This is a genomic window from Nocardioides sp. WG-D5 (assembly GCF_054031175.1).
In genome coordinates this window covers 658,351-682,131 of record NZ_CM132928.1, presented here as the reverse complement: position 1 = coordinate 682,131, position 23,781 = coordinate 658,351, and the positions used below count along the sequence as shown (strand labels likewise).

General features: G+C 69.5%; 24 protein-coding genes. 13 read left to right on the top strand and 11 right to left on the bottom strand.

Features of this window, described 5'->3' with window-relative positions; translation table 11 throughout:
• Positions 1-28: 28 nt before the first annotated feature.
• Entirely contained in the window at positions 29-319 is a 291-nt protein-coding gene (locus tag ACWZJV_RS03360) for a hypothetical protein (protein WP_457180224.1), read from the top strand.
• A 104-nt stretch (positions 320-423) separates the two neighbouring features.
• Here the strand turns inward: ACWZJV_RS03360 and ACWZJV_RS03355 are convergent, their stop codons facing one another.
• Positions 424-1,167 (bottom strand): class I SAM-dependent DNA methyltransferase, encoded by a 744-nt coding sequence (locus ACWZJV_RS03355; RefSeq protein WP_457180223.1) that lies wholly within the window; start codon positions 1,165-1,167, stop codon positions 424-426.
• 158 nt (positions 1,168-1,325) lie between these two features.
• Between ACWZJV_RS03355 and ACWZJV_RS03350 the strand changes: the two genes are divergently transcribed.
• Positions 1,326-2,690 carry a cation:dicarboxylate symporter family transporter gene (locus ACWZJV_RS03350; protein ID WP_457180222.1) on the top strand — a complete coding sequence of 455 codons (1,365 nt, stop codon included), beginning with the start codon at positions 1,326-1,328 and terminating at the stop codon, positions 2,688-2,690.
• Here the strand turns inward: ACWZJV_RS03350 and ACWZJV_RS03345 are convergent.
• Together ACWZJV_RS03345 and ACWZJV_RS03340 are read right to left on the bottom strand one after the other, a co-directional pair.
• A complete protein-coding gene (locus ACWZJV_RS03345; RefSeq protein WP_008357223.1) occupies positions 2,687-3,379 on the bottom strand; it encodes a response regulator in 693 nt (230 codons plus the stop codon). The genes ACWZJV_RS03350 and ACWZJV_RS03345 overlap by 4 nt on opposite strands.
• On the bottom strand, positions 3,376-4,980 hold the full coding sequence (locus ACWZJV_RS03340; RefSeq protein WP_457180221.1) for a sensor histidine kinase: 1,605 nt from the start codon (positions 4,978-4,980) through the stop codon (positions 3,376-3,378). The genes ACWZJV_RS03345 and ACWZJV_RS03340 overlap by 4 nt, the downstream gene beginning before the upstream one ends.
• Positions 4,981-5,126: 146 nt before the next feature.
• On the opposite strand from ACWZJV_RS03340, the gene ACWZJV_RS03335 reads away from it, so the two are divergent.
• Positions 5,127-6,479 carry a cation:dicarboxylate symporter family transporter gene (locus ACWZJV_RS03335; protein WP_457180220.1) on the top strand — a complete coding sequence of 451 codons (1,353 nt, stop codon included), beginning with the start codon at positions 5,127-5,129 and terminating at the stop codon, positions 6,477-6,479.
• A 56-nt stretch (positions 6,480-6,535) separates the two neighbouring features.
• On the opposite strand, the gene ACWZJV_RS03330 is transcribed toward ACWZJV_RS03335, so the two are convergent.
• Entirely contained in the window at positions 6,536-6,880 is a 345-nt protein-coding gene (locus tag ACWZJV_RS03330; RefSeq protein ID WP_457180219.1) for a hypothetical protein, read from the bottom strand.
• A gap of 257 nt (positions 6,881-7,137) precedes the next feature.
• On the opposite strand from ACWZJV_RS03330, the gene ACWZJV_RS03325 reads away from it, so the two are divergent.
• From ACWZJV_RS03325 to ACWZJV_RS03315, 3 genes are read left to right on the top strand one after another with little or no spacing between them, the layout of a single operon-like run.
• On the top strand, positions 7,138-8,439 hold the full coding sequence (locus ACWZJV_RS03325) for an ABC transporter substrate-binding protein (protein WP_457180218.1): 1,302 nt from the start codon (positions 7,138-7,140) through the stop codon (positions 8,437-8,439).
• Positions 8,436-9,431, top strand: coding sequence for a carbohydrate ABC transporter permease (locus tag ACWZJV_RS03320; protein ID WP_008357214.1), 996 nt, complete (start codon positions 8,436-8,438; stop codon positions 9,429-9,431). Before ACWZJV_RS03325 ends, ACWZJV_RS03320 begins: the two co-directional genes overlap by 4 nt.
• Complete coding sequence (locus tag ACWZJV_RS03315) at positions 9,431-10,270, top strand: carbohydrate ABC transporter permease (protein WP_008357212.1); 840 nt, start codon at positions 9,431-9,433, stop codon at positions 10,268-10,270. Before ACWZJV_RS03320 ends, ACWZJV_RS03315 begins: the two co-directional genes overlap by 1 nt.
• An 84-nt stretch (positions 10,271-10,354) precedes the next feature.
• On the opposite strand, the gene ACWZJV_RS03310 is transcribed toward ACWZJV_RS03315, so the two are convergent.
• Positions 10,355-12,010: an acyl-CoA dehydrogenase family protein gene (locus ACWZJV_RS03310; protein ID WP_457180217.1), complete on the bottom strand. Its 1,656-nt coding sequence runs from the start codon at positions 12,008-12,010 to the stop codon at positions 10,355-10,357.
• Between the two features lie 37 nt (positions 12,011-12,047).
• Here ACWZJV_RS03310 and ACWZJV_RS03305 point away from each other — a divergent pair, with 37 nt between their 5' ends.
• The 3 genes from ACWZJV_RS03305 to ACWZJV_RS03295 all read left to right on the top strand — a co-directional run bounded on the left by ACWZJV_RS03305 (position 12,048) and on the right by ACWZJV_RS03295 (position 16,366).
• Positions 12,048-13,142 carry a potassium channel family protein gene (locus tag ACWZJV_RS03305; RefSeq protein WP_008357208.1) on the top strand — a complete coding sequence of 365 codons (1,095 nt, stop codon included), beginning with the start codon at positions 12,048-12,050 and terminating at the stop codon, positions 13,140-13,142.
• 229 nt (positions 13,143-13,371) lie between these two features.
• Entirely contained in the window at positions 13,372-13,656 is a 285-nt protein-coding gene (locus tag ACWZJV_RS03300; protein ID WP_008357206.1) for a DUF3263 domain-containing protein, read from the top strand.
• A gap of 373 nt (positions 13,657-14,029) precedes the next feature.
• Positions 14,030-16,366: a M4 family metallopeptidase gene (locus ACWZJV_RS03295; protein ID WP_457180216.1), complete on the top strand. Its 2,337-nt coding sequence runs from the start codon at positions 14,030-14,032 to the stop codon at positions 16,364-16,366.
• A 61-nt stretch (positions 16,367-16,427) separates the two neighbouring features.
• On the opposite strand, the gene map is transcribed toward ACWZJV_RS03295, so the two are convergent.
• Genes map through ACWZJV_RS03280 form a run of 3 tightly spaced genes read right to left on the bottom strand, consistent with a single transcriptional unit; the run spans position 16,428 to position 18,954 of the window.
• Positions 16,428-17,201 (bottom strand): type I methionyl aminopeptidase, encoded by a 774-nt coding sequence (gene map, locus ACWZJV_RS03290; RefSeq protein WP_008357203.1) that lies wholly within the window; start codon positions 17,199-17,201, stop codon positions 16,428-16,430.
• A 59-nt stretch (positions 17,202-17,260) separates the two neighbouring features.
• The gene (locus ACWZJV_RS03285; protein ID WP_457180215.1) at positions 17,261-18,514 is read right to left on the bottom strand and encodes an RNA polymerase sigma factor; all 1,254 of its coding nucleotides are present in this window, start codon (positions 18,512-18,514) and stop codon (positions 17,261-17,263) included.
• Positions 18,511-18,954 (bottom strand): YciI family protein, encoded by a 444-nt coding sequence (locus tag ACWZJV_RS03280; RefSeq protein ID WP_040754983.1) that lies wholly within the window; start codon positions 18,952-18,954, stop codon positions 18,511-18,513. The genes ACWZJV_RS03285 and ACWZJV_RS03280 overlap by 4 nt, the downstream gene beginning before the upstream one ends.
• Before the next feature lie 114 nt (positions 18,955-19,068).
• Between ACWZJV_RS03280 and ACWZJV_RS03275 the strand changes: the two genes are divergently transcribed.
• Positions 19,069-19,839 (top strand): GNAT family N-acetyltransferase, encoded by a 771-nt coding sequence (locus tag ACWZJV_RS03275; RefSeq protein WP_457180214.1) that lies wholly within the window; start codon positions 19,069-19,071, stop codon positions 19,837-19,839.
• A gap of 9 nt (positions 19,840-19,848) precedes the next feature.
• Here ACWZJV_RS03275 and ACWZJV_RS03270 read toward each other — a convergent pair whose 3' ends face one another.
• Positions 19,849-20,793: a D-2-hydroxyacid dehydrogenase family protein gene (locus tag ACWZJV_RS03270; protein WP_457180213.1), complete on the bottom strand. Its 945-nt coding sequence runs from the start codon at positions 20,791-20,793 to the stop codon at positions 19,849-19,851.
• Between the two features lie 98 nt (positions 20,794-20,891).
• Here ACWZJV_RS03270 and ACWZJV_RS03265 point away from each other — a divergent pair, with 98 nt between their 5' ends.
• Both ACWZJV_RS03265 and ACWZJV_RS03260 read left to right on the top strand, forming a co-directional pair.
• Positions 20,892-21,524: a ClpP family protease gene (locus ACWZJV_RS03265; RefSeq protein WP_008357196.1), complete on the top strand. Its 633-nt coding sequence runs from the start codon at positions 20,892-20,894 to the stop codon at positions 21,522-21,524.
• Positions 21,521-22,126, top strand: coding sequence for a ClpP family protease (locus ACWZJV_RS03260; RefSeq protein WP_196873732.1), 606 nt, complete (start codon positions 21,521-21,523; stop codon positions 22,124-22,126). The genes ACWZJV_RS03265 and ACWZJV_RS03260 overlap by 4 nt, the downstream gene beginning before the upstream one ends.
• Before the next feature lie 21 nt (positions 22,127-22,147).
• On the opposite strand, the gene ACWZJV_RS03255 is transcribed toward ACWZJV_RS03260, so the two are convergent.
• Entirely contained in the window at positions 22,148-22,468 is a 321-nt protein-coding gene (locus ACWZJV_RS03255; RefSeq protein ID WP_008357191.1) for a helix-turn-helix domain-containing protein, read from the bottom strand.
• A 328-nt stretch (positions 22,469-22,796) separates the two neighbouring features.
• Positions 22,797-23,186 carry a hypothetical protein gene (locus tag ACWZJV_RS03250; protein ID WP_457180212.1) on the bottom strand — a complete coding sequence of 130 codons (390 nt, stop codon included), beginning with the start codon at positions 23,184-23,186 and terminating at the stop codon, positions 22,797-22,799.
• A gap of 117 nt (positions 23,187-23,303) precedes the next feature.
• On the opposite strand from ACWZJV_RS03250, the gene ACWZJV_RS03245 reads away from it, so the two are divergent.
• Positions 23,304-23,780 (top strand): hypothetical protein, encoded by a 477-nt coding sequence (locus tag ACWZJV_RS03245; RefSeq protein WP_457180211.1) that lies wholly within the window; start codon positions 23,304-23,306, stop codon positions 23,778-23,780.
• The last annotated feature ends 1 nt before the right edge of the window (position 23,781 follow it).

Genomic DNA, 23,781 nt, shown 5'->3' with positions numbered 1-23,781 from the left:
GCCTCCGGGGAGATCGTAGGGTTGGCCTGTGAGTCATGAGGTCGATGTGAGTGCCCTGGCGATCAACGTCGCCATCCCCGAGGAGCTTCAGTGGACCGACACCCGCCGAGAGGTGACCTTCCTGCTCACCACCCTCAACGTCCGCCTGCTGCCTGACGGCCGGCTCGCCGCCAAGGCGTACGGACGCCCGGTCGACGGCGGCCGAGGCGCGTACACCTCGTTCCCGGTGCCCGACCGCCCCGAGCTCGCCGGGCTCATCGGCGAGGCGGCGAAGGTCGCCGCGGAGCGGTGGCAGGCGGCGTACGCTCCGGGAGCATGACGCCCGCCGAGGCTCGAGGCGCATCACAAGATCGAGGCGTACCTCGACCGCGCGGCCGGCGAAGCCGTCCGCGAGGCGATCCGGCTCGCCTGGGAGTTCCAGTGCTACTCGGGCTTGCGCCAGAGCGACACGTGACTGGTGGACTCGCTGGTGAACTCGGAGCCGTCCCAGCCGGCGTATCTGGCCACCGGGGTCATCCCGGCCAGCCTGGCCATCAGGTCGAGCTCGGAGGGCCAGACGAAGCGGAAGTTGTGCTGTCCATAGCGGAAGCGACCGTCGGCCTCGCGGGTGTAGTGATGTGAGATCGCCTGCTGGGTGACCAGGTCGTAGGTGTCGAACCCCAGGTGACCGGACGAGACGTCGAACGGGATCGCCGGGCTCCCCGGGGGAAGCCGCCGCAGCCCCGGCACCCCGACCTCGACCAGGAAGCGGCCGCCGGGAGCCAGGTGCCGAGCGGCGTTGGCGAAGCAGGCGACCTGCTCGTCCTGCGTACGCAGGTTCCCGATCGTGTTGAAGACCAGATAGACCAACGAGTACGTCCCGACCCCTGGCGCCTCGGCGGTGGCCATGTCGCCGACCACGACCGGGATCTCCTCCGCGGTGACCTTGCGCCGCAGGACGTCGACCATCGGCTGGGAGAGCTCGATGCCGGTGACCGGCACCCCCAGCTCCCGCAGAGGTACGCCGATCCGCCCCGTCCCGATGGCGAGCTCGAGCGCCGGGCCGCCGTCGGCGACCTCGGCGAGGAAGCGGGCGACGGGCCCGGTCACCTCGGGCGAGTTGACCCAGTCGTCGGGGTCGTCGTAGCGCTCGGCCGTCTCACGGTCCCACAGATCGCTGCTCGTCATGGGCGTCGACTCTGCCCGGCGATGGAGGCCGAACGCTAACCATTTTGCGCCGCCCGCCGCCTGCCGATCGAGGGTCCCGGGCGTGGGAGCCTGGCCGCGACCGGGGCAGAGGCGGGATAGTGAGCCAGATCACCCCCGCCGTCTCGAGGAGCCTGAACATGGCTGGAACAACCGCCGGTCCCGCACCGTCACCGAAGAAGGACCGCACCCACTATCTCTACATCGCGGTGATCGCCGCGGTGGTGCTCGGCATCTTGGTCGGGTTGATCGCCCCGTCGTTCGCGGTGGAGCTGAAGCCGATCGGCACCGCGTTCGTGAATCTGATCAAGATGATGATCCAGCCGATCATCTTCTGCACGCTGGTGATCGGCGTCGGCTCGGTCGCCAGCGCCGCGAAGGTCGGCAGGGTCGGCGGTCTCGCGCTGCTCTACTTCATCGTGATGTCCACGGTCGCCCTGGCGATCGGCGTGGTCGTCGGCAACATCATCGACCCGGGCAGCGGCCTCCAGCTCGACCCGGAGTCCTCCAAGGCCGGCCAGGACGCGGCCGCGGAGGGTCACGCCAGCACGACCGACTTCCTGCTCGGCATCATCCCGACGAGTCTGTTCTCGGCTCTGACCTCCGGCGAGGTGCTGCAGACGCTGCTCGTCGCGCTGCTCATCGGGTTCGCGCTGCAGCGGATGGGCGAGTCGGGCAAGCCGATCCTGAACGTCGTCGTGTGGGCCCAGAAGCTGATCTTCCGCGTGCTGGCGATGATCATGTGGGTGGCCCCGATCGGTGCCTTCGGTGCCATCGCCGGTGTCGTGGGCGAGACCGGTGTCGATGCGCTGAAGAGCCTCGCGGTGATCATGATCGCCTTCTACATCACCTGTGCGCTGTTCGTGTTCGTCGTGCTCGGTGCGCTGCTGAAGCTGGCCACGGGCGTCAACCTGTTCAAGCTCCTGCGCTACCTGGCGCGTGAGTTCCTGCTGATCCTCTCGACCTCCTCGAGCGAGTCGGCGCTGCCGCGCCTGATCGCGAAGATGGAGCACGCCGGAGTCGACCAGGCCACCGTCGGTGTCGTGGTCCCGACCGGCTACTCGTTCAACCTGGACGGCACCGCGATCTACCTGACGATGGCCTCTATCTTCATCGCCGACGCGATGGGCGACCCGCTGAGCATCGGCGAGCAGATCAGCCTGCTGCTGTTCATGATGATCGCCTCCAAGGGCGCCGCCGGTGTCACCGGTGCCGGCCTCGCCACCCTCGCCGGTGGGCTCCAGTCGCACCGCCCGGAGATGGTCGACGGCGTCGGTCTCATCGTCGGTATCGACCGGTTCATGTCCGAGGCCCGTGCGCTGACCAACTTCGCCGGCAACTCGGTCGCCACCGTGCTCGTGGGTCACTGGACCAAGACCGTGGACCGCGATCAGCTCGACCGCGTTCTGGCTGGTCAGGACCCGTTCGACGAGACCACGATGGTCGACGACCACGCCGCGCCACCGCCTCCGGCGGCGCCGGAGGGCGAGAAGACCCCGGTCTAGATCCAGGAGTAGCCGACCTCGGGCCGGCCGCCGCTGGGACCGTAACGGACCCCGCGCGCGGCCAGGCCCTTGTCGGCAAGATGCTCGAGGTAGCGACGCGCGGTCACGCGCGACGCCCCGACCACTGCGGCGACCTCGCTCGCGGACAGGTCGCGCTCGGCCTCGCGCAGCGCGGCCGTCACGGCGCGCAGCGTCTCCGCGCTCATGCCCTTGGGCAGGGGAGTGCTCCCGGTGGGGCGCAGCGACCCCAGCAGCTGGTCGACCTCGTCCTGGACGACCTCCTCGGGGGCCGCCTCGAGCCGAGCCCGGTAGTCGGCGTACTGCTCGAGCTTGGCCCGGAACGTCGCGAACGTGAACGGCTTGAGCAGGTAGAGCACCACGCCCTGCACGACGGCCTGCCGCACCACCTTCGTGTCCCGCGCCGCCGTCACCGCGATCACGTCGCACAGATGCCCGGCCGTACGCAGCCTGTTGAGCAGCCCGAGCCCGTGACCGTCGGGCAGGTTCATGTCGAGCAGGATCAGGTCGACCGGCGCACCGGCGTCGCGGGCCGCGTCGAGCGCCCGGACCGTCTCGCGCGCCGACCGCGCGATCCCGGCGAGGGCGAAGCCCGGGACCCTCCCGACGTACGCCGCATGGGCCTCGGCAGCCAGCGCCTCGTCCTCGACGACCAGGACCCGCACGCTCATACCGCCAACTCCGTCGCAAGGGTGACCGTGAACTCGGCACCGCCGAGGTGCGAGCGGCCCACGACGACCTCGCCGCCGTGGCGGCGCGCGACCTGGACGACCAGCGCGAGGCCGAGGCCGCGACCGGTGCCGGGCTCGGCCTTGGTCGTCCAGCCGCGGTCGAGCACGCGCGCCGAGGCGGCGTCGTCCAGGCCGGGACCGCTGTCGCCCACGAGCACCGTGAGGGTGTGGTCGTCACCGGTGAGGCGCACCTCGACCTGACGCGACTCCAGGCCGGAGACGGCGTCGAATGCGTTGTCGACCAGGTTGCCCAGCACCGTCACCAGGTCGCGGGGCGGGATGCCCGTGCCCGGCGGCAGCTCGCCGACGATACGGAAGTCGACACCCTGCTCGGCGGCCTCGGCCGACTTCCCGAGCAGGAGGGCCGCGACGACCGGGTCCTCGACCGCGCCGACGACCTGGTCGGTGAGGAGCTGGGCGACCTGCAGCTCCTCGGTGGCGAACTCCACCGCCTCCGAGGATCGGCCCATCTCGATGAGCGACACCACGGTGTGCAGCCGGTTGGCCGCCTCGTGGTTCTGCGACCGGAGGGACTCGGTGAGGCGGCGTACGACGTCGAGCTCACCGGTCACCGAACGCAGCTCGGTGTGGTCGCGCAGGGTCACCACGGAGCCGACGTCGCGGCCGTCCCACCGGGCCGGTGCCGCGGAGACGACGAGGATTCGCTCGCCGGCCAGGTAGAGGTCGTCGGACTCGGCGGTGCGGCCGCGGGCGGCGGCCACCAGGCCGGGTGCCAGGTCGAGATCCTCGATGCGGGTGCCGACCACGTCGTCGGGCAGCGCCAGCAGCCGGCGCGCCTCGTCGTTGACGAGCTGCACCCGTCCCTCGCCGTCGAGCAGGAGCAGGCCCTCGCGGACCGAGTGGAGGACGGCGGAGTAGTACTCGTACATCCGGGCCAGCTCGTGCTCGCCCAGGCCGTGGGTCAGCCGGTGCAGGCGCCGGCTCAGCAGCCAGGCGCCGGCCAGCCCGGCGACCAGGACGAGCCCGCCGCAGAGCAGCACGATCCCGACGTCGCGCTTGAGGCCGCGGTTGATGTCGCTGACCGTGATGCCGACGGAGACGAGCGCGACGATCTCCTCGCCGTCCTCGACCGGGACCACCGCCCGGACCGACGGGCCGAGCGTCCCGGTGTACTGCTGGGTGAAGACCTCGCCCTTGGGCGCACCGCCGAGGTCGCCCACGAACTTCCCGCCGATCTGGTCCGGGTCGGTGTGGGTGTAGCGGGTGCGGTCCAGGTCCATCACCACGACGAAGTCGGTGTCGGTGTCGTGGCGGACCTCCTCGGTCCAGGGCTGGAGGGTCGCCGTCGGGTCATCGCCGCGCAGCGCCGTACGCACGGTGGGGGAGTCGGCGACGGTCTGGGCCACGGCGACCGCGCGCTGGGTGGCTCGGCTGTAGGAGTCGCGGCGGGCGTCGTAGGAAGCCATCAGGATGCCGGTGACGACGAGCAGCAGCACCGTGCCGAACTGGAGGAGCAGCACCTGCTGAGCCACCGGACGATCGCGGATGGCGCGGGAGCGGAGCGGTCGGACACGGGGCACCACCTCATTCTCACCCACCCCGGTGGCGCCGATGTGATGGCGGCCACGAACACAACGAACACAACCGTGACGGTCGTCACTTTCTGCCGCAGAGTTGCCGAGGTTGCCCCAGAGGGGCGCGGACACATACCGGACCAGGAGGAACGATGAGTACGACCACCACAGGGACACCACCCACGAAGGACCGGACCCACTATCTCTACATCGCGGTGATCGCCGCGGTGGTGCTCGGCATCCTGGTCGGGTTGATCGCGCCCGGCTTCGCGGTCGAGCTGAAGCCGATCGGCACCGCGTTCGTGAACCTGATCAAGATGATGATCCAGCCGATCATCTTCTGCACCCTGGTGATCGGCGTCGGCTCGGTCGCCAACGCGGCCAAGGTCGGCAAGGTCGGTGGCCTGGCGCTGATCTACTTCATCGTGATGTCCACGGTCGCCCTGGCGATCGGTGTGGTCGTCGGCAACATCATCGACCCGGGCACCGGCCTCCAGCTCAGCTCGGACGCGTCCCAGGCCGGCCAGGACGCCGCCGCCGGTGGCCACGCGAGCACGACGGACTTCCTCCTCAGCATCATCCCGACCTCGCTCTTCGCCTCGCTCACCTCCGGTGTCGTGCTGCAGACCCTGCTCGTCGCGCTGCTGGTCGGCTTCGCGCTGCAGCGGATGGGGGAGTCGGGCAAGCCGATCCTCAACGCCATCACCTGGATCCAGAAGCTGATCTTCCGTGTGCTCGCGATGATCATGTGGGCCGCCCCGGTGGGTGCCTTCGGTGCCATCGCCGGTGTCGTGGGCGAGACCGGCGTCGACGCGCTGAAGAGCCTCGCGGTGATCATGATCGCCTTCTACATCACCTGCGCGATCTTCGTCTTCGTCATCCTGGGCGTGCTGCTGAAGCTGGCCACCGGGGTCAACCTGTTCAAGCTGCTCAAGTACCTCGCCCGCGAGTTCCTGCTCATCCTCTCCACCAGCTCCTCGGAGTCCGCCCTCCCGCGCCTGATCGCGAAGATGGAGCACGCCGGGGTCGAGAAGGCGACCGTCGGCGTGGTCGTCCCGACGGGCTACTCGTTCAACCTGGACGGCACCGCGATCTACCTGACGATGGCGTCGATCTTCATCGCCGACGCGATGGGTGACCCGCTGAGCATCGGTGAGCAGGTCGGCCTGTTGCTGTTCATGATGATCGCCTCGAAGGGTGCCGCCGGTGTCACCGGTGCTGGCCTCGCCACCCTGGCCGGTGGGCTCCAGTCGCACCGTCCGGAGATGGTCGACGGCGTGGGTCTGATCGTCGGTATCGACCGGTTCATGTCCGAGGCCCGTGCGCTGACCAACTTCGCCGGCAACTCGGTCGCCACCGTGCTGGTCGGTCACTGGACCAAGACCGTCGACTACGCCCAGCTGAACCGCGTCCTGGCTGGTCAGGACCCGTTCGACGAGACCACGATGGTCGACGACCACGCCACCACCCCGCCCGCGGCGGAGGGCGAGAAGGCGCTCGTCTAGACCCCACGAGACCAGGCCGTACGCAGCTCACCCGAGATGCTGCGTACGGCCTGTTGTCATCTGTTCCGGTAGAGGATGCGCGCCAGCTCGAACGGCGCGGTGCGCCAGGACCCGATCGGCTCGTCGTCGAGACTGATCCGGCCGAGCGCGGCGACGATCCAGGAGAACGCGAAGCAGCCGATGCCGGCGACGGTCCAGATCCCGACCGAACGCCACGTCAGTCCTCCGCCGAAGGTCCGGAAGATGCCGATCACGGCCGCGATCAGGGCGATCGCGCCGATCAGCCAGAAGAGGATCGAGCAGATGGCGGCGGCCAGCCGGCCGGCCACGGCCAACGGGTCGCGGGGAGGCTGGTGGTGGGGCCCCGGGGGCCCGTGCTGGGGAGAGCGGGGATAGTTCATTTGGGCGCTGATTCTGGCGTACCTCGGCCTCCGGAGCCACTCGCCGCTGGCGGGTCTCCGTGGCGACTGAGTGTCTGACAGGTATGGTCCTGCGCGTTCTCGGGTGAATGTTCGACAATTTGTCCGGGACATCGATGGACCGTAGCGACTAGTGTTACGGAGATCACATAACGAGGCGCTGCCTCGTGGACCCGACGCGGCCTGCGTGGCACGACTCCGTGGATCAAACGACGATGGAGGGTGCAATTCCAATGCACGTGCGCAAGTGGCAAATCGGAGCAGTAGCCGTAGGTCTGCTCGCCGTGACCGGCTGTGGTGTGCCGGGTGGCGGCGGCAGCAACGATGCCGGCGATACCGAAGAGGGCGACGGCAGCATCCAGATCCTCGGTGCCATCCCCGAGGGCGAGGCCGTGGGCCTCAATGCGGCGCTCAAGACCTTTACCGACGAGACGGGGATCAAGGTCACCTACACCCCGTCCACCGACTTCACGACCGAGATCCGCACCAAGGTCAACGGAAACGATGCCCCCGACATCGCGCTCTTCCCGCAGCCCGGTCTGGTGGGTGACCTGACCGAGTCGGGTGACACGCTTCCGCTCGACGACCTCATCGACGTCGACAAGCTCGACGACACGATGATCCCGGGCCTGATGGACTCGGTCGAGATCGATGACAAGACCTACGGCGTCCCGATCCGGGTCTCGATGAAGTCGCTGGTCTGGACCCCGAAGAACTTCGAGGAGTCCGGCTACAAGACCCCCACGACCTGGGACGAGCTGATGTCGCTCCAGGACGACATCATCGCCAAGGGCCAGACCCCGTGGTGTTTCGGTGCCGAGGCCGGTGCCGACACCGGCTGGGTCTACACCGACTGGGTCGAGGAGATCGTCCTGCGCCAGGAGGGCCCGGAGTTCTACGACGACTGGGTCAACCACGAGGTCCCGTTCAACGACCCGAAGATCGTCCAGGCGATCGAGACCATGGGCGACATCATCAACAAGCCGAAGAACGTACGCGGCGGGGCCGACGGCACGCTGAGCGAGCCCTTCGGTGACTCGCCCCTGCCGCTGTTCACCGACCCGCCGGGCTGCGAGATGCACCGCCAGGCCAACTTCATCACGACCTTCTTCCCGAAGGACGTCCAGCAGGACCTGGCCGGCAACGTCAGCGTCTTCGCGCTCCCGGGCAACATGGAGGGCGGCTTCGAGGGCACTCCGGTGCTCGGTGGCGGTGACATGGCGACCGCCTTCACCAACGACACCGACGTGGTCGAGCTGATGGAGTTCTTCGCGTCTCCCGACTTCGGTGCCGAGTGGGCCAAGGCCGGCGGCTGGCTCTCGCCGAGCACCGAGTTCGACAACTCCAACTACGCCGACCCGATGTTCGGGGAGATCGCGACCCTGCTGCAGGACGCCGACACCTTCCGCTTCGACGGGTCGGACCTGATGCCCGCGCAGGTCGGCGCCGGCACGTTCTGGAGCGAGATGAACGCCTACGTCGGAGGTGAGAAGAGCGCTCAGGAGGCTGCCGACGCGATCGAGGAGAGCTGGCGAGGATGAGCGATGATCCTTTCCTGAAGATCGTCAACGGCCTGGTCGCGATCGTCCTGGGGGTCGGCGGCATGGCCGCGATCTACTGGGTGCTCAACTTCCTGGTGGGGCTGCTCCCCGGCAAGTGGGACAGGCGGATCAAGCCGTACGTCTTCGTCGGCCCGGCCGTTCTGGTGGTCACGGTCTTCCTGATCTACCCGGCCCTGATGACGGTGATCTTCAGCTTCGCCGATGCCAACAGCATCAACTGGGTGGGCTTCCAGAACTACACCGACCTGTTCCAGGACAAGGAGTTCCTCGGCACGTTGTTCAACAACCTGCTGTGGATCCTCATCGTCCCGGCGGGCAGCGTCATCGTCGGCCTGCTCGTGGCGGTGCTGGCCGACCGGCTCAAGGCGCTGCCGGAGCGGATCGCGAAGTCGGTCATCTTCATGCCGATGGCGATCAGCTTCGTCGGGGCGAGCACGATCTGGGGCTTCGTCTACGCGACCCGGTTCGCGCAGGGGGACAAGCAGATCGGGCTACTCTCGGCGATCTCGACCAGCCTTGGTTTCGAGCCGGTCGCCTGGCTCCGGATCCAGACCGGCAGCCTCAACGACCTGCTCCTGATCGTCATCATGGTCTGGCTGCAGGCCGGGTTCGCGATGGTGCTGCTCTCCTCGGCGATCAAGGGGGTCCCCGACGACACGGTCGAGGCCGCCCGCATCGACGGGGCCAGCGAGGTCCAGATCTTCTTCAAGGTCGTCGTGCCGCAGATCTGGCCGACGGTGATCGTGGTCTTCGTGACCATCCTCATCCTGGTCCTGAAGGTCTTCGACATCGTCTACGTCATGACCGGTGGTCGGTCCGGCACCTCGGTGCTGGCCAACACCTTCTTCGTCGAGCTCTTCGAGTTCGGTGACGCCGGCCGGGCGGCGGCGGTCGTGGTCGTCCTGATGATCGCCGTGATCCCGGTGATGATCTACCAGATGCGCCAGTTCAAGAAGCAGGAGGCCCGCTGATGAGGCAGTTGACCATGGGCGGCCTCGCTGTCCGCGTCGCCATCATCCTGTTGTGCGTCCTCTGGTTCATCCCGACCCTCGGGCTGCTGGTCTCGTCGTTCCGCGACGAGGCCGACGTCAAGACGTCGGGGTGGTGGACGGTCGTCACCGACCCGTTCTCCCAGTGGACGCTGGACAGCTACTCCCAGGTCCTCGAGAGCGGGATGGCCAACGCCTTCGTGAACTCGATCGTCGTCTCCGTCCCCGCGACGGTGCTGCCGATCATGATCGCTGCGTTCGCTGCGTACGCGTTCACGTTCATGCGGTTCTGGGGACGCAACGTGCTGTTCATGCTGATCGTCGGGCTGTTGGTCGTGCCTCTGCAGGTGGCCTTCGTCCCGCTGCTCAACCTGTTCAGCGACTACGACCTCAACGGCACCTTCCTCGCGGTGTGGCTGGCCCACACCGGGTTCGGGATGCCGCTGGCGGTCTACATCCTGCGCAACTACATGTCGAGCCTGCCTCACGAGATCATCGAGTCGGCCGAGATCGACGGGGCGTCCCACTTCCAGACCTTCTGGAGGCTGATCGTCCCGATGTCGGTACCCGCGCTGGCGGCGTTCGCGATCTTCCAGTTCCTCTGGGTCTGGAACGACCTCCTCGTCGCGCTGATCTTCCTCGGAGCGGGTGACAACGAGGTCGTCACGATCACGCTGCGTGACCTGATCGGCGACAAGGGCCAGGAGTGGCACCTGCTCACCGCGGGTGCGTTCATCACCATGACGGTGCCGCTGCTCGTGTTCTTCTCGCTGCAGCGCTACTTCGTCCGTGGACTCACCGCTGGGTCCGTGAAGGGCTGAGCTCCGTCCGTGCACGGCGGGCGTCATGTCTCCCTCGGGGGCGTGGCGCCCGCCGCGCCGTTCGTCCAGGCGACGACGCGACCGCTATAGCGTCGGTGTCGCCCGCTGCACGACGGCCTTCTGGTCGCCGCCGGCGAGCATGCCGTACGTCCCGCCGTGCCCGGAGAGCCGGCTGGCGCAGAAGATGTCGGCGACCTCCTCGGGCCCGTACCGGACCAGGAGGCTTCCCTGGAGGAGCGCGGCCATGCTGCCGGCCAGGCGCCTCGCGGAGCGCTCCAGCTCCTCCGGGCTGCTCATGGACTCGCCCAGCAGGGCGAGAGTGGAGTCGACGGCGCGGTCGTAGCGCCGGTCGGCGCCCTTGGCGCTGCCCACCTCGGTGATCCAGGCGTCGAGGACCGAGGGCTCGCGCTGGATCGCGCGCAGGACGTCGAGGGCGTTGACGTTGCCGGAGCCCTCCCAGACCGAGTTGAGCGGGGATTCGCGGAAGAGCAGGGGCATCACCGACTCCTCGACGTAGCCGTTGCCGCCCAGGCACTCCAGCGCCTCCGCCACGTGGGCAGGGGTGCGCTTGCAGACCCAGAACTTCGCCAGCGGCAGGCCGATGCGGCGCAGGGCCTGCTCGTGCAGGTCGTCAGGACGGTCGACCGCCGCGGCCAGGCGCATCGCCAGCGCGGTGGCCGCCTCGGACTCGACGGCCAGGTCGGCGACCACGTTCTGCATCAGCGGCTTGTCAGCCAGCGTGCCGCCGAAGGCCGAGCGGTGGGCGACGTGCCAGCTCGCCTCGGCCACGGCGCGGCGCATCAGCGCGGCCGAGCCCAGCACGCAGTCGAGGCGGGTGGCGGCGACCATCTCGATGATGGTGCGTACGCCACGCCCCTCCGCGCCGAGCCGGTAGGCCGTCGTGCCGCGGAACTCGAGCTCCGCGCTGGCGTTGGAGCGGTTGCCGAGCTTGTCCTTGAGCCGCACCACGTCCAGGCGGTTGCGCTCGCCTCCGGGCAGGACCCGGGGGAGCAGGAAGCAGGTGAGGCCGTCGGGCGCCTGGGCCAGCACCAGGAAGACGTCGTTCATCGGGGCCGACGTGAACCACTTGTGCCCGTGCAGCTCGTAGACGTCGCCACCCAGAGGCCGGGCCTCGGTGACGTTCTGGCGTACGTCCGAGCCACCCTGCTTCTCGGTCATCCCTATGCCCGCCAGGGCGCCGAGCTTCTCCGCGGGGTCGCGCAGGCCGAAGTCGTAGATCGTGGAGGCGAGCCTGGGCACCCACTCCGCGGCGAGGGACTCGTCGGCGCGCAGCGCGGGGACCGCTGCGTACGTCATGGAGATGGGGCACAGGTGGCCCGGCTCGGTCTGGGACCAGGCCAGGAACCCGGCGGCGCGGCGTACGTGGGCGTGTCCAGCCCCATCGCTCGCACCCGCCGGCGCCCACGGCGCCGCGGCCAGTCCGTGGCCGACGGCCCTCTCCATCAGCCAGTGCCAGGAAGGGTGGAAGGAGACCTCGTCGATCCGGTTGCCGTAGCGGTCGTAGGGGACCAGCTCGGGGTGGAAGCGGTTGGCGAGGCGCCCGTGCTCCTGCGCCTCGGCGCTGCCGGCCTCGGCACCCAGCGAGACCAGCGAGTCGAGGGTCTGCTCGTCGGCGTGGCGCAGGACCGCCGCCGAGAGGGCGGCGTCGCCGGCGACCACGTTGTGACCGGCGAGCGGCGGAGCCTGGTTGGTGACACGACGGATGTCGGAGGCACTCATACGAGAGACGATAGAGGCTGGGCTATAGGGTCGGGACGTGTCCGAGACAAGCGCATACGCCCCCAGGTGGGCCGGGGTCGAGCAGGTCGCTCTTCCGGAGACGGTGCGGTCGCCGTGGTGGCAGCTCGGGCGCCGGCTGCTGGCCGCGATGGCGATCCTGGTCGGCACGGTCCTGCTGGTCTATCTCGACCGCGGCGCCTACGCCGACAACAACGATCCCACGGGCCGGATCAGCCTGATGGACGCGATCTACTACACGACCGTCACGCTGAGCACGACCGGCTACGGCGACATCGCGCCGGTCGCCGACCATGCCCGGATGATCAACGCGTTCATCATCACGCCGGCTCGCATCGCGTTCCTGGTGCTGCTGATCGGCACCACCCTCGAGGTCCTCACCAAGCAGGGCCGTGACCTCATCCGAGTCGCTCGCTGGAGGAAGAAGATGTCTCAGCACATCGTCGTCGTGGGCTACGGCACCAAGGGCCGCAGCGCGGTCGAGACGCTGCTCAGCAACGGTGCCGACCCCGAGGAGTTCGTCGTCGTCGACCCCGACCCGGTGGCCCGCTCGGACGCCCACTCGGACGGGATCGCGGTCGTCACCGGCGACGCGACGCGCCGCGAGGTGCTGATGCGGGCCGGGGTCAAGGACGCGGAGCAGGTCATCATCACCACCAACCGCGACGACTCCAACGTGCTCACCATCCTGACGGTGCGGCAGATCAACCCCCAGGCCTGGATCGTCGCCGCGGCGCGGGAGCGCGAGAACGCGCCGCTGATGAAGCAGTCGGGCGCCGACTCGGTGATCACCTCCGCCGACGCGGTCGGCCGGCTGATGGGTCTGTCCACCATCTCTCCGACCCTCGGCTCGGTCATGGAGGACCTGCTCAACTCCGGTATCGGGCTGGAGGTCGCCGAGCGTGACCTGCTGGTCAACGAGGTCGGCAAGCAGCCGCAGCAGCTCGCCGACCAGGTGATCGCGGTCGTACGCGACGAGAAGGTCTTCCGCTACTTCGACCCGGTCGTCGGCACCCTGTCGCGAGGGGACCGGCTCGTCGTCGTGCGGGCCGCGAAGGAGCTGCCCTGGGCGCCGCGGCCGGGCACGCACGGCGAGGACACGGCCGAGGCGTAGTCGCCCGCAGAAGACCCGGCAAAACAGAAGTCAGCCGCTGGCGTCTCGGGTCACCAGCGGCTGACATGGAAAACATTAGCCGACGATCTGGCGTGCATCAAAGAGTTGATCTGCAGTTTTATGAAGATAGCCCGGATGGGCTATGCCCCGTAGTTAGTAGGCAGCGCGTCCGAGGCGGTGGCGCGTGGCGGTTTTCGACGGTGGCCGGCGAGCCTGGGATGATGGACGCATGACCGAGGCGCCCCACAGCCCCGGGTCTGCCGATGAGCAGCCGGGCCTGTCCGAGAACGAGAAGCGACTGCTCGACTTCGAGCGCTCCTGGTGGTCGGCAGGCACCGGCCGCGACGAGGCCGTCCGGGAGCAGCTGGGGATGAGCGCTGCCGACTACCACCGTGCCGTCAACGATCTGATCGACAAGCCCGAGGCGCTCGCCTACGACGGCGTCCTGGTGCGCCGCCTGCGCCGCCAGCGGGACGCGCGACGTACGCAGCGCTCGAAGAACCCGCGTCAGTAGCCTTGCCGGACTACTTTCCATGGTCCGTCGGAATCATTTGCACACTTTTGCATTGCAGGTGCTTGCATAGCCGCGGATCTGTCGGCTAACGTTCTTCTTGTCAGCCGCTGGTGACCCGAGACGCCAGCGGCTGACTTCTATTTCGGGCCATCTCCTGGCCCGCCGTGGCAGGCGACCGCCTCCGGCTCGACGCACGAAACTGACGCATCCGACATGTGCCCATGGGTATTCATATGTTGTCGTAAATGCGACTCGCTGCAGTGCGCGATCGTGAGGCAGCAAGCGCATTGACCGGCTCCGCGGCCGATCGCCAGTGTCCACTGGTCAACATCGGCTGCTCCGCCTCGGCGGGGCCGGCTCAAGGAGAGTCTGCGTGAACAACAGACGCGTAGCGCAGGGCCTGACCATGGCCCTCATCTCGGCAGTGGCCGCCATCAGCATGCCCACAGGCGTGCAGGCGGCCAGCGACCCCAAGCCCGCGAAGGGCACCGTCACATCCCAGGAGACCGACGACGGCCGCGCGGTCGTCAGCGGCAAGCAGGCGAAGAGCAGGGCGGAGAGGTCGGCCGCCGCCTTCGTCGCCGCCGATCCCGAGGTGCTGAAGCTCGGCGCCGCCGACGAGGCGGTCAGGCTGACGACGTACCAGTCCTCCGGGCTGCAGTACGTCTCCTACGACCGCACCCACCGGGGCCTGCGCGTCGTCGGCGGAGACTTCGTGGTCGCCGCCGACGCCGAGGGCAACCTGCTGGGCACCTCGGTCGCCCAGGACGCACCGGTCAAGGTGTCGACCACGACGCCGGCCATCACCGAGGCGAAGGCACGGACGGTCGCCAAGAGCCAGGTGACCAAGCCGGCTGTCGAGTCCACCGAGCTGGTCATCGTCCAGGGCGATGCCGGGTCGGACCTGGCGTACGAGACGATCGTGACCGGCACCCGCGCGGGCGAGCCCTCGCGGCTGTCCGTCTTCGTCGACGCCGCCACCGGCAAGGTGCTCTCCACCAAGGAGCACGTCGTCGAGGGCACCGGCAGCTCGGGCTACTCCGGGACCGTCTCGATCCAGACGCAGCTCTCCGGCTCCACCTACTCCCTGACCGACCCGTCGGCCACCACCCTCAAGTGCCAGAACTCCTCCGGCAACGTGACCTACACCGGCACCGACGACTCCTGGGGCAACGGCGACCCGACCAACCGGGAGACCGGCTGTGTCGACGCCTTCTACGCAGCCCAGCAGGAGAAGGGCATGCTCACCTCGTGGCTGGGCCGCTCGGGCATGGACGGCTCGGGTGGCTGGCTGCCGGTCCGCGTCGGCCTCAACGACGTGAACGCCTACTACGACGGCACCCAGGTGCAGATCGGCCACTCGCAGTCCGGCTCGCGCTGGATCGGCTCGCTCGACGTCGTCGCGCACGAGTTCGGCCACGGCATCGACGACCACACCCCGGGTGGGATCTCGGGTGGCAACACCCAGGAGTTCGTCGCGGACACCTTCGGTGCGGCGACCGAGTGGTACGACAACCAGACCGCCAACGACACCCCCGACTACCTCGTCGGCGAGGAGATCGACCTGGTGGGCAACGGACCGATCCGCAACATGTACAACCCCTCGCTGGCCGGTGACGACAACTGCTACTCGTCCTCGACGCCCAACGACGAGGTCCACGCCGCGGCCGGACCGGGCAACCACTGGTTCTACCTGCTCGCCGAGGGGTCCAACCCGACCAACGGCCAGCCGGCCTCGCCGACCTGCAACGGGTCCACCGTCACCGGTGTCGGGATCCAGAAGGCGATGAAGATCATGTACAACGCGATGCTGCTCAAGACCTCGTCGTCGTCGTACCTGAAGTACCGCACCTGGACGCTCACCGCGGCCAAGAACCTGTACGGCACCACGACCTGCACCGAGTTCAACGCGGTCAAGGCGGCCTGGAACGCCGTCTCGGTGCCGGCCCAGACCGGTGACCCGACCTGCACGCCCGGTGGCGGCACCGGCTCGGTCACGGTGACCTCGCCGGGCTCCAAGACCGGAACGGTCGGCACCGCGATCTCGTCCTTCGCGGTCTCGGCCTCCGGCGGCACCTCGCCCTACACCTACACCGCGACCGGTCTTCCCGCCGGAGTCTCGATCTCGTCCTCGGGCACCGTCTCGGGTACGCCGACCACGGCCGGCACCTATACGCCGACCGTCACCGCGACCGACTCGACCGGTGCGACCGGCTCGGTGCAGTTCACCTTCACCGTCTCCGGGACCGGTGGCGGCACCTGCTCGGGCCAGAAGCTGACCAACCCGGGCTTCGAGTCCGGCACGACCGGCTGGACCGCCTCCTCGGGCGTGATCGACAGCTCGACGGGCGCGCCGGCGCACTCGGGGTCGTACAAGGCCTGGCTGAACGGCTACGGCAGCACCCACACGGACTCGCTCTCGCAGTCGGTCACCATCCCGGCGGGGTGTGCGGCGACGCTGACGTTCTGGCTCTACGTCGACTCCGATGAGACGACCACGACCTCGGCGTACGACAAGCTGACGGTCAAGGCCGGGTCCACCACCCTGGCCACCTACTCCAACCTGAACAAGGGTTCGGGCTATGTCCAGAAGTCGCTGAGCCTCAACGGCCAGGCGGGGTCGACGGTCACCCTCACCTTCACCGGTACGGAGGACTCCTCCCTCGGGACGAGCTTCCTGATCGACGACACGGCGGTGAACCTGTCGTAGGCGTCAACGCACGGCGCCCCGCTCCCGATCGGGAGCGGGGCGCCGTCGCGTGCGTCGTGGATCAGTCGCTCTCGCGCGCGGTGAGGATGAGCGGCCCGTCCTCGGTGATCGCGACGGTGTGCTCCATGTGGGCGCCGCGGGAGCCGTCGGCGCTGCGCAGGGTCCAGCCGTCGGGGTCGGTGAAGATCTCGTCGGTGGTGTGCAGGAACCACGGCTCGATCGCGATCACGAGACCGGGCTGCAGCTTGAAGCCGCGGCCGGGGCGGCCGTCGTTGGCGATGTGCGGGTCGCCGTGCATCGTGCGGCCGACGCCGTGGCCGCCGAACTGGGTGTTGATCTTGAGGCCCTTGGCGCGCGCGACGCTGGCGATCGCGTGGGAGATGTCGCCGACCTTGTTGCCGACGCGGGCGGCGTCGATGCCTGCGGCGAGCGCCTGCGTGGTGGTCTCGATCAGGTCGAGGTCCTCCTGGCGGGGCGTGCCGACGACGACGGAGAGGGCCGAGTCGGCGACCCAGCCGTCGACGCTCGCGGCGAAGTCGACGCTGAGCAGGTCGCCGTCCTGCAGCTTGTAGTCGAAGGGCAGGCCGTGGAGCACGCCGTCGTTGACCGAGGTGCAGAGCACCTTGCCGAACGGCATCGCGCCGAAGCTCGGGTGGTAGTCGATGTAGCACGACTCCGCGCCGCGGTCCTTGATCATCTTGTGCGCCAGCTCGTCGAGCTCGAGCAGGTTCACACCCACGGCGGCGTGCTCGCGGAGTGCGGTCAGGACATCGGCCACGAATCGGCCGGCAGGCTTCATCTGCTCGATCTGGGTCGGCGTGCGCAGTTCGATCACAGGCACAGCGTAGCCTGAGAACGGTTCTCAGTAGAACTCAGCAGGGCCTCGCTTCCGCCTCAGCAGCGAGCATCGCGCAGCGCGGCCGCCTTCGACGTCAGGAAGCGGCGCTCGGCGAGGTTGGTGGCGCGCACCGACGCCAGCTCGTACGCAGCCGCAGCACCGTCCAGGTCGCCGGCGAGCTCGAGCAGATGAGCGCGCACGGCGGGCACCCGCGGATGGTCGGCGAAGCCGGCGTCCCCGTTCTCGGCACAGCTGCGCAGGAGGTCGTCGAGGAGCGCCAGCGCGGGGCCCGGACCGTCGGCGTAGCCGACCGCGACGGCCTTGTTGAGGGTCACGATCGGTCCGGGCGCGACCTTCTCCAGCAGCCCGTAGAGCGCACTGATCTGCAGCCAGTCGGTCTCCTCCGCGGAGGCCGCCCGGTTGTGGAGCGCGGCGATGGCGGCCTGGATCTGGTAGGTCCCCGGTCGGCCGGTGCCGATGACGGCGTCGACCAGGGCGACGCCCTCGCGGGTGGCCTCGGGCCGCCACCGGCTCCGGTCCTGGTCGGCCAGCGGGACCACGGCGCCGTGGGCGTCGACCCGGGCCGGGCGACGCGCGTCGAGCAGCAGCATCAGCGCGAGCAGCCCACCGAGCTCGCCGTGGCCGGTCCCGGTCATCCGGGTGAGCGCGGTGCGGGCGAGCCGGGTGAGCCGGATGGCCTCGGCACACAGGTCGACCCGCTGCAGGCGGTCGCCCTCGGTCGCGACGTACCCCTCGTTGAAGAGCAGGTAGAGCACCTTCAGCATCGCCGGGATCCGCGCGGCGAGGTCGGCGGTGCCGTCGATCCCGAGCGACCGGCCCTTGATCGTGGCCTTCGCCCGGGAGATCCGCTGCGCCATCGTCTTCTCCGGGACGAGGTAGGCGTGCGCGATCTCCCGGGTGGTGAGCCCGCCGACCGCCCGCAGGGTCAGCGCCACCGCCGAGGCCGGGGTGAGGCTGGGATGGCAGCAGAGCAGGAGTACGTCCAGGGAGTCGTCGACCGCCGACGACGTCTCCTGCCACTCGGGCTCGGCGAGGTGGTCGGCATGCTCGCGGTCACGTCGGCGCGACTCGCTGCGCTTGGCGTCGACGAGACGGCGCATCGCGGTGGTGACCAGCCAGCCCCGCGGCTGCTCGGGCACGCCGCGCTCCGGCCAGGTGCGTACGGCCTCGATCAACGCCTCCTGGACGGCGTCCTCGGCGGCGTCGAAGTCGCCCGAGCGCCGGGTCACGATGGCGACGACCTGCGGCGTGAGGTCACGCAGCAGGTCCTGCGGAATCGCCTCGGTCACTCGATGTTCGCCTCGCCGAAGGCGATGGTGTCGTCGACCGAGGAGCCGTCGGTGCCGTGGTACATCCGGCGCACCTGGATCGGCTGCTCGATCGGCCGCCCGCCCGGGCCCGGAGCGGCGGAGTAGAGACCGGCGATCTCCAGCGCACGCTCCTGGGTCTCGGCGTCGATGATCATGTAGCCGGCGACCCACTCCTTGAACTCCTGGAACGGCCCGTCGGTGACGGTCCTGTCGGCGCCGTCGGAGGTCACCACGAACGCCTGGTCGGGCGGTGTCAGCGCCTCGACGTGCACCAGCTCGCCGGACTCGGTCAGCGCCTTGTTGAGGGCTTCGTAGTAGCTCATGTGACCCTGCACCTCCTCCGGCTTCCACCCGGCCATCCCGCCGGGAGTCTCGTCGGTGCCGGCTTGGTAGTCGAGGATCATCAGGTAGCGAGGCATGTCCTCACCCTTCCACTTCGGGCGCTCCTTGTAAGCGCCATTCACGAGGGGAACGGAGCCGGCCGCCGGATAACTACATGCTTCGGCGAATCCTTTCGGCGTAGGTTTCTCGCCGTGCTGAAGGCCTATGACGAACAGTTGCGAACCGATGCCGAGACTCCCGGGGCGGTGTCGGTGACCCGGCACGGGCCGCTGCGGCTGATCACCTTCGACGCGGGCCGCGGGTTCATCTCCTACCAGGACCTCGGCGGGGCCGACGAGGCCGGGATCGAGGCGCTGGTCGCGGCGGCGGTCGCGCACTTCGAGGCCGACCCGACGATCGAGGAGGTCGAGTGGAAGACCCGCGGCCACGATGTCGCTCCGGGGCTGCACGAGACCCTGCTCCGGCACGGCTTCGAGCCGGAGGAGCCGGAGTCGATCATGATCGGCGAGGCCCGGCTGCTCGCCGTCGACGTGCCGCTGCCCGACGGGATCGTCCTGCGCCCGATCACGAGTGCGGAGGACGTACGCGCCGCCGGCATCATGCAGGACGGCGTCTTCGGGTCACCGACCTCCGCGGGACGGTTGGACGACGTGGTGCGTCGGATCGCGGCGGGGGAGTGCGAGATGTGGGTCGCCGAGGCGGACGGCGAGATCGTCAGCGCCGGCCGGATCGACCCGGTCCCGAACACCGAGTTCGCCGGCATCTGGGGCGGCGCGACGCTGCCGGAGTGGCGGGGCCGTGGCATCTACCGCGCCCTGACCGCCGCCCGCGCCCGCACCGCCATCGCCCGGGGCAAGCGCTACATCCACAGCGACTCGACCGAGTTCTCCCGGCCGATCCTCGAGCGCTCGGGGCTGGTGAAGGTCGGCACCACCACGCCGTACGTGCGGCGCTTCGGCTGATCGGGCTGCTCAAGCGCCCTTCGGGGGCAGCCGGCGGATCGGGTCGCCGGCCAGCCAGGCGGCGATGTCCTCGACGGCGCCACCGTAGAAGCGGCGGTAGTTGTCCTCGGTGACGTAGCCGAGGTGCGGGGTGGCGACCACGTTCGGGAGCTGCCGCAGCACGTCGTCGGCGGGCAGCGGCTCCACGTCGTAGACGTCCAGGCCGGCGCCGGCGATCGTGCCGGAGCGGAGATGGGCGACCAGCGCCTCGGTGTCGACCAGCCCGGCCCGGGAGGTGTTCACCAGGTAGGCGGTCGGCTTCATCGAGGCCAGGTCGGCGTGCCCGACGATGTGCCGGGTGGCCTCGGAGAGGACGAGGTGGAGCGAGACCACGTCGCTGGTCTCGAAGAGCGTGTGTTTCTCGACGGCCCGCACCCCGAGCGGCTCGGCCCGCTCGGCGGTGAGGTGAGGGCTCCAGGCGACCACGTCCATCCCGAACGCCTGCCCCACGGCCGCGACCCGGGAGCCGATCTTGCCGAGCCCGAGCAGCCCGAGGGTGCGGCCGTGGAGGTCGCTCCCGACGGTCCGCTGCCAGGTGTGGCCGGTCGCCTCGGTCACGAGGTGGCGGGTCAGCGCGTGGATGAGCGCCCAGGTCAGCTCGACCGGAGGATGAGGGCTCGACGGCGTGCCGCACACGGCGATGCCCAGCCGGGCCGCGGCGGCCAGGTCGATCGAGGCGTTGCGCAGCCCGGTCGTGACCAGCAGCCTCAGGGCCGGCAGCCGCTCCAGGACACCGGCCGGGAACGGCGTACGCTCCCGCATCGCCACCACGATCTCGACCCCGTCGAGCGCCCGGACCAGGGCGTCCGGTGCGAGGTGCTCGGTCACGGAGGTGACCTCGACGCCGTCTAGGGAGTCCCACGCGGCGTACGTCTGGGCCACGTCCTGATAGTCGTCGAGAATCACGCAGCGCACGACCGCAACCTATCGGGTGGGTGGGCTTCTGCTGTGGGCAGATCTGCCTGCGGCGGATTCGCTTTCGCACGGCCCCGGGGTCGGTCAGAGTCGAGGACATGACCCAGACACCCATCACCGCCGGGCCGCTCGACGAGCAGCTGACGGCGCGGCTGCAGAACCAGCGGATCATCGTGCTCGGCCAGGAGGTGGACGACGCGATCGCCAACCGGATCTGCGCCCAGCTGCTCCTGCTCAGCGCCGAGGACCCGCACCGCGACATCTCCCTCTACATCAACTCGCCCGGCGGCTCGGTGACGGCCGGGATGGCGATCTACGACGTGATGCACCTGATCCCCAACGACGTCTCCACGCTCGGGATGGGGATGGCGGCGAGCATGGGCCAGTTCCTGCTGACCGCGGGCACCCCGGGGAAGCGCTACGTGCTGCCGCACACCGAGGTGCTGCTGCACAAGGGCTCCGCCGGGATCGGCGGCTCCGCGGCCGACATCGAGGTGCAGGCCGCGCGGCTGGCGCGGATGACCCAGCAGATGCTCGAGATCACCGCCGCCCACACCGGCCAGAGCGTCGAGCAGATCGACCAGGACTCGCTGCGCGACCGCTGGTTCACCGCCGAGGAGGCGCGTGACTACGGCTTCGTCGACGAGGTGCTCAACGACGTGCAGTCGGTGACGCCGGTGCAGCAGCGGTCGGTCGCCTTCGGCCTGTCGGCGGCCGGGGGTGCGCGATGAGCTCCTACACGATCCCGTCGGTCGTCGAGAAGACCCCGCGTGGCGAGCGGGCGCTCGACGTCTACAGCCGCCTGCTCTCGGACCGGATCGTCTATCTCGGTACGCCGATCGACGACGGTGTCGCCAACGTGGTGATCGCCCAGCTCATCCACCTGGAGTCGGATGCGCCGGACACGCAGATCGAGCTCTATCTCAACTCCCCGGGCGGCGACCCGACCGCGATGTTCGGCATCTACGACACGATGCAGTTCCTGCGCTCGCCGGTCGCGACCACGTGCGTGGGCCAGGCGGCGGGTTCGGCCGCGGTGCTGCTGGCCGCGGGGGACCCGGGGCGGCGTACGGTCCTCCCGCACGCGCGGGTCGTGCTGCAGCAGCCGGGCCAGGACGGTCAGCGGGGCGATGTCACCGACCTGCAGGTCGCGGCGAAGGAGATCGGCCGGCTGCGGGCCGAGATGGACACGCTGCTGGCGCGCCACAGCGGCCGCAGCGCCGAGGAGATCCACGCCGACACCGAGCGCGATCTCGTCCTCGGGGCCGAGGAGGCGGTGGCGTACGGGCTGGCCGATGCCGTGCTGGAGAGCCGCAAGCTCACCTCGGTCTGAGAGGTGGCCAGGTAGGTCGGGTCAGGCGGCGAGGGCCATCGGACCGGTCGGGCGGGCGCCCGCGCGCAGCGTGCGGGTGACCCGCTCGGTCAGGTCGACGAGACCCAGGCCGAGCGCACCACCGACGGCCTCGAGCACCTCGGAGCTGGGCTCCTTGCGGCCGCGCTCGATCTCGGAGAGATACTGCGTCGAGACACCGGCATCGCCGGCGACGTCGGCGAGCGTACGTTCCTGGCGGGATCGCTCCTCGCGGATCACCTGACCGGCGGCCTCGCGCCACAACGGCGCCGGTTTGTCGTCGTCCGGCAGCGCATGGCCGGGAAACCTGATCACTTCGCCCATGACAACACCCTAGCGCTGCGTACGAGGCCCGAGCGGGCCGTTCGCGCCGGGCGAACACGCCCCTTACCAGGGGTTATATCGGTCGAACGATAGATGACGGGGACTTGCCAGCGAGCTCCGACACCCCGATAGTGGTCGCACAGTTTCGATCTTTGTGGGTCTACTGTGCACGACCAGAGAACTTGTCGAGTCGTTGGTATCACGGGGGAATCGTGTTGCATCGCAAGCAGATCGCCTTGGCCGGAATGGCAACGGGACTGGCCATGACGAGCATCGGGATCGGTGGCCTGATCGTCGGCAACGCCGGAGCCGAGGAGCCGGGCCACAGCTACGCCGCGGGGGAGGAGTCCGGGGTCGACCTGATCTCGCCGGTCTCCCCGGTCGCGCCGCTGGAGAAGAAGCCGACCACGCCGACGGAGAGCGAGCCGCGCAGCTCGGCTCCGGGAAGCGAGGCGCCCGAGGCCACCGAGACGACGGTCCCGGCGAGCCCGCGCTCGGTCGAGGAGTCCACCGGGGAGTCGACGTCGCCGCTTCCGGCGCGGCCCACGCAGATTCCGTCGGAGGTGCGGCCCTCCAGCCGTCCGAGCCCGACGGCGTCGCCGAGCGAGTCCCCGAGCGAGTCGCCGAGCCAGAGCCCCAGCGAGACGCCGAGCGACACCGCCTCGCCGTCGCCGAGCGAGCCGGCGACCGAGGAGCCGGACCCCTCGGACACGCCCACCGACTGATCCCGGCTCCCGACTGTCGGTCGGCGATGCCCCGGGGAGGGTAACGCCCGAGGCATCACTGCCCTACGCTGTGCGCCACACCATGCGCGGGGCGGGTACAGGGAGTCGAGTTGCAGAGCAAGCAGGTCGCCGTGGCAGGCATCCTGACCGGCGCGGTCATGACCGGCCTCGGGGTGGTCGTGCTCCTCGCCGGGCTGGCGGAGGCCGAACGGCCCGACCGTGACCCGGTCACCGGCTACGAGGACGTCGGGAACGCCTATCCCGACGTCGACCCGTTGCCGCCGATGCCTTCCGCCGGCCTGTCTCAGCGCCCCTCGGCGGGCACCTCGGCCGGTCCTGGCGCCGTGGGGCACGGTGACGGCGAGTCGGTCGGGCCGAGGAGGCCCGGACCGACCGTGACCGAGGACCCGCGCGTCCCGACGGTGCCCCGCGAGCCGGAGGAGCCGATCGAGACCGGAGGTTCGACGCCCACCTCCGGCCCCACGGGTTCGGCCGAGCCGGAGCCGACCGCCGAGCCGACCGAGTCCGCCGACCCGACGGCGGAGCCGACGCCCACGGAGACGGCGACCCCGACCACGGAGCCGTAGC

Excerpts from the sequence above, each read along its gene's own strand:
- ACWZJV_RS03355 (WP_457180223.1), bottom strand. The coding sequence starts at position 1,167 with ATGACGAGCAGCGATCTGTGGGACCGTGAGACGGCCGAGCGCTACGAC.
- ACWZJV_RS03350 (WP_457180222.1), top strand. The coding sequence starts at position 1,326 with ATGGCTGGAACAACCGCCGGTCCCGCACCGTCACCGAAGAAGGACCGC.
- ACWZJV_RS03345 (WP_008357223.1), bottom strand. The coding sequence starts at position 3,379 with ATGAGCGTGCGGGTCCTGGTCGTCGAGGACGAGGCGCTGGCTGCCGAG.
- ACWZJV_RS03335 (WP_457180220.1), top strand. The coding sequence starts at position 5,127 with ATGAGTACGACCACCACAGGGACACCACCCACGAAGGACCGGACCCAC.
- ACWZJV_RS03330 (WP_457180219.1), bottom strand. The coding sequence starts at position 6,880 with ATGAACTATCCCCGCTCTCCCCAGCACGGGCCCCCGGGGCCCCACCAC.
- ACWZJV_RS03320 (WP_008357214.1), top strand. The coding sequence starts at position 8,436 with ATGAGCGATGATCCTTTCCTGAAGATCGTCAACGGCCTGGTCGCGATC.
- ACWZJV_RS03315 (WP_008357212.1), top strand. The coding sequence starts at position 9,431 with ATGAGGCAGTTGACCATGGGCGGCCTCGCTGTCCGCGTCGCCATCATC.
- ACWZJV_RS03310 (WP_457180217.1), bottom strand. The coding sequence starts at position 12,010 with ATGAGTGCCTCCGACATCCGTCGTGTCACCAACCAGGCTCCGCCGCTC.
- ACWZJV_RS03300 (WP_008357206.1), top strand. The coding sequence starts at position 13,372 with ATGACCGAGGCGCCCCACAGCCCCGGGTCTGCCGATGAGCAGCCGGGC.
- ACWZJV_RS03280 (WP_040754983.1), bottom strand. The coding sequence starts at position 18,954 with ATGCCTCGCTACCTGATGATCCTCGACTACCAAGCCGGCACCGACGAG.
- ACWZJV_RS03265 (WP_008357196.1), top strand. The coding sequence starts at position 20,892 with ATGACCCAGACACCCATCACCGCCGGGCCGCTCGACGAGCAGCTGACG.
- ACWZJV_RS03260 (WP_196873732.1), top strand. The coding sequence starts at position 21,521 with ATGAGCTCCTACACGATCCCGTCGGTCGTCGAGAAGACCCCGCGTGGC.
- ACWZJV_RS03255 (WP_008357191.1), bottom strand. The coding sequence starts at position 22,468 with ATGGGCGAAGTGATCAGGTTTCCCGGCCATGCGCTGCCGGACGACGAC.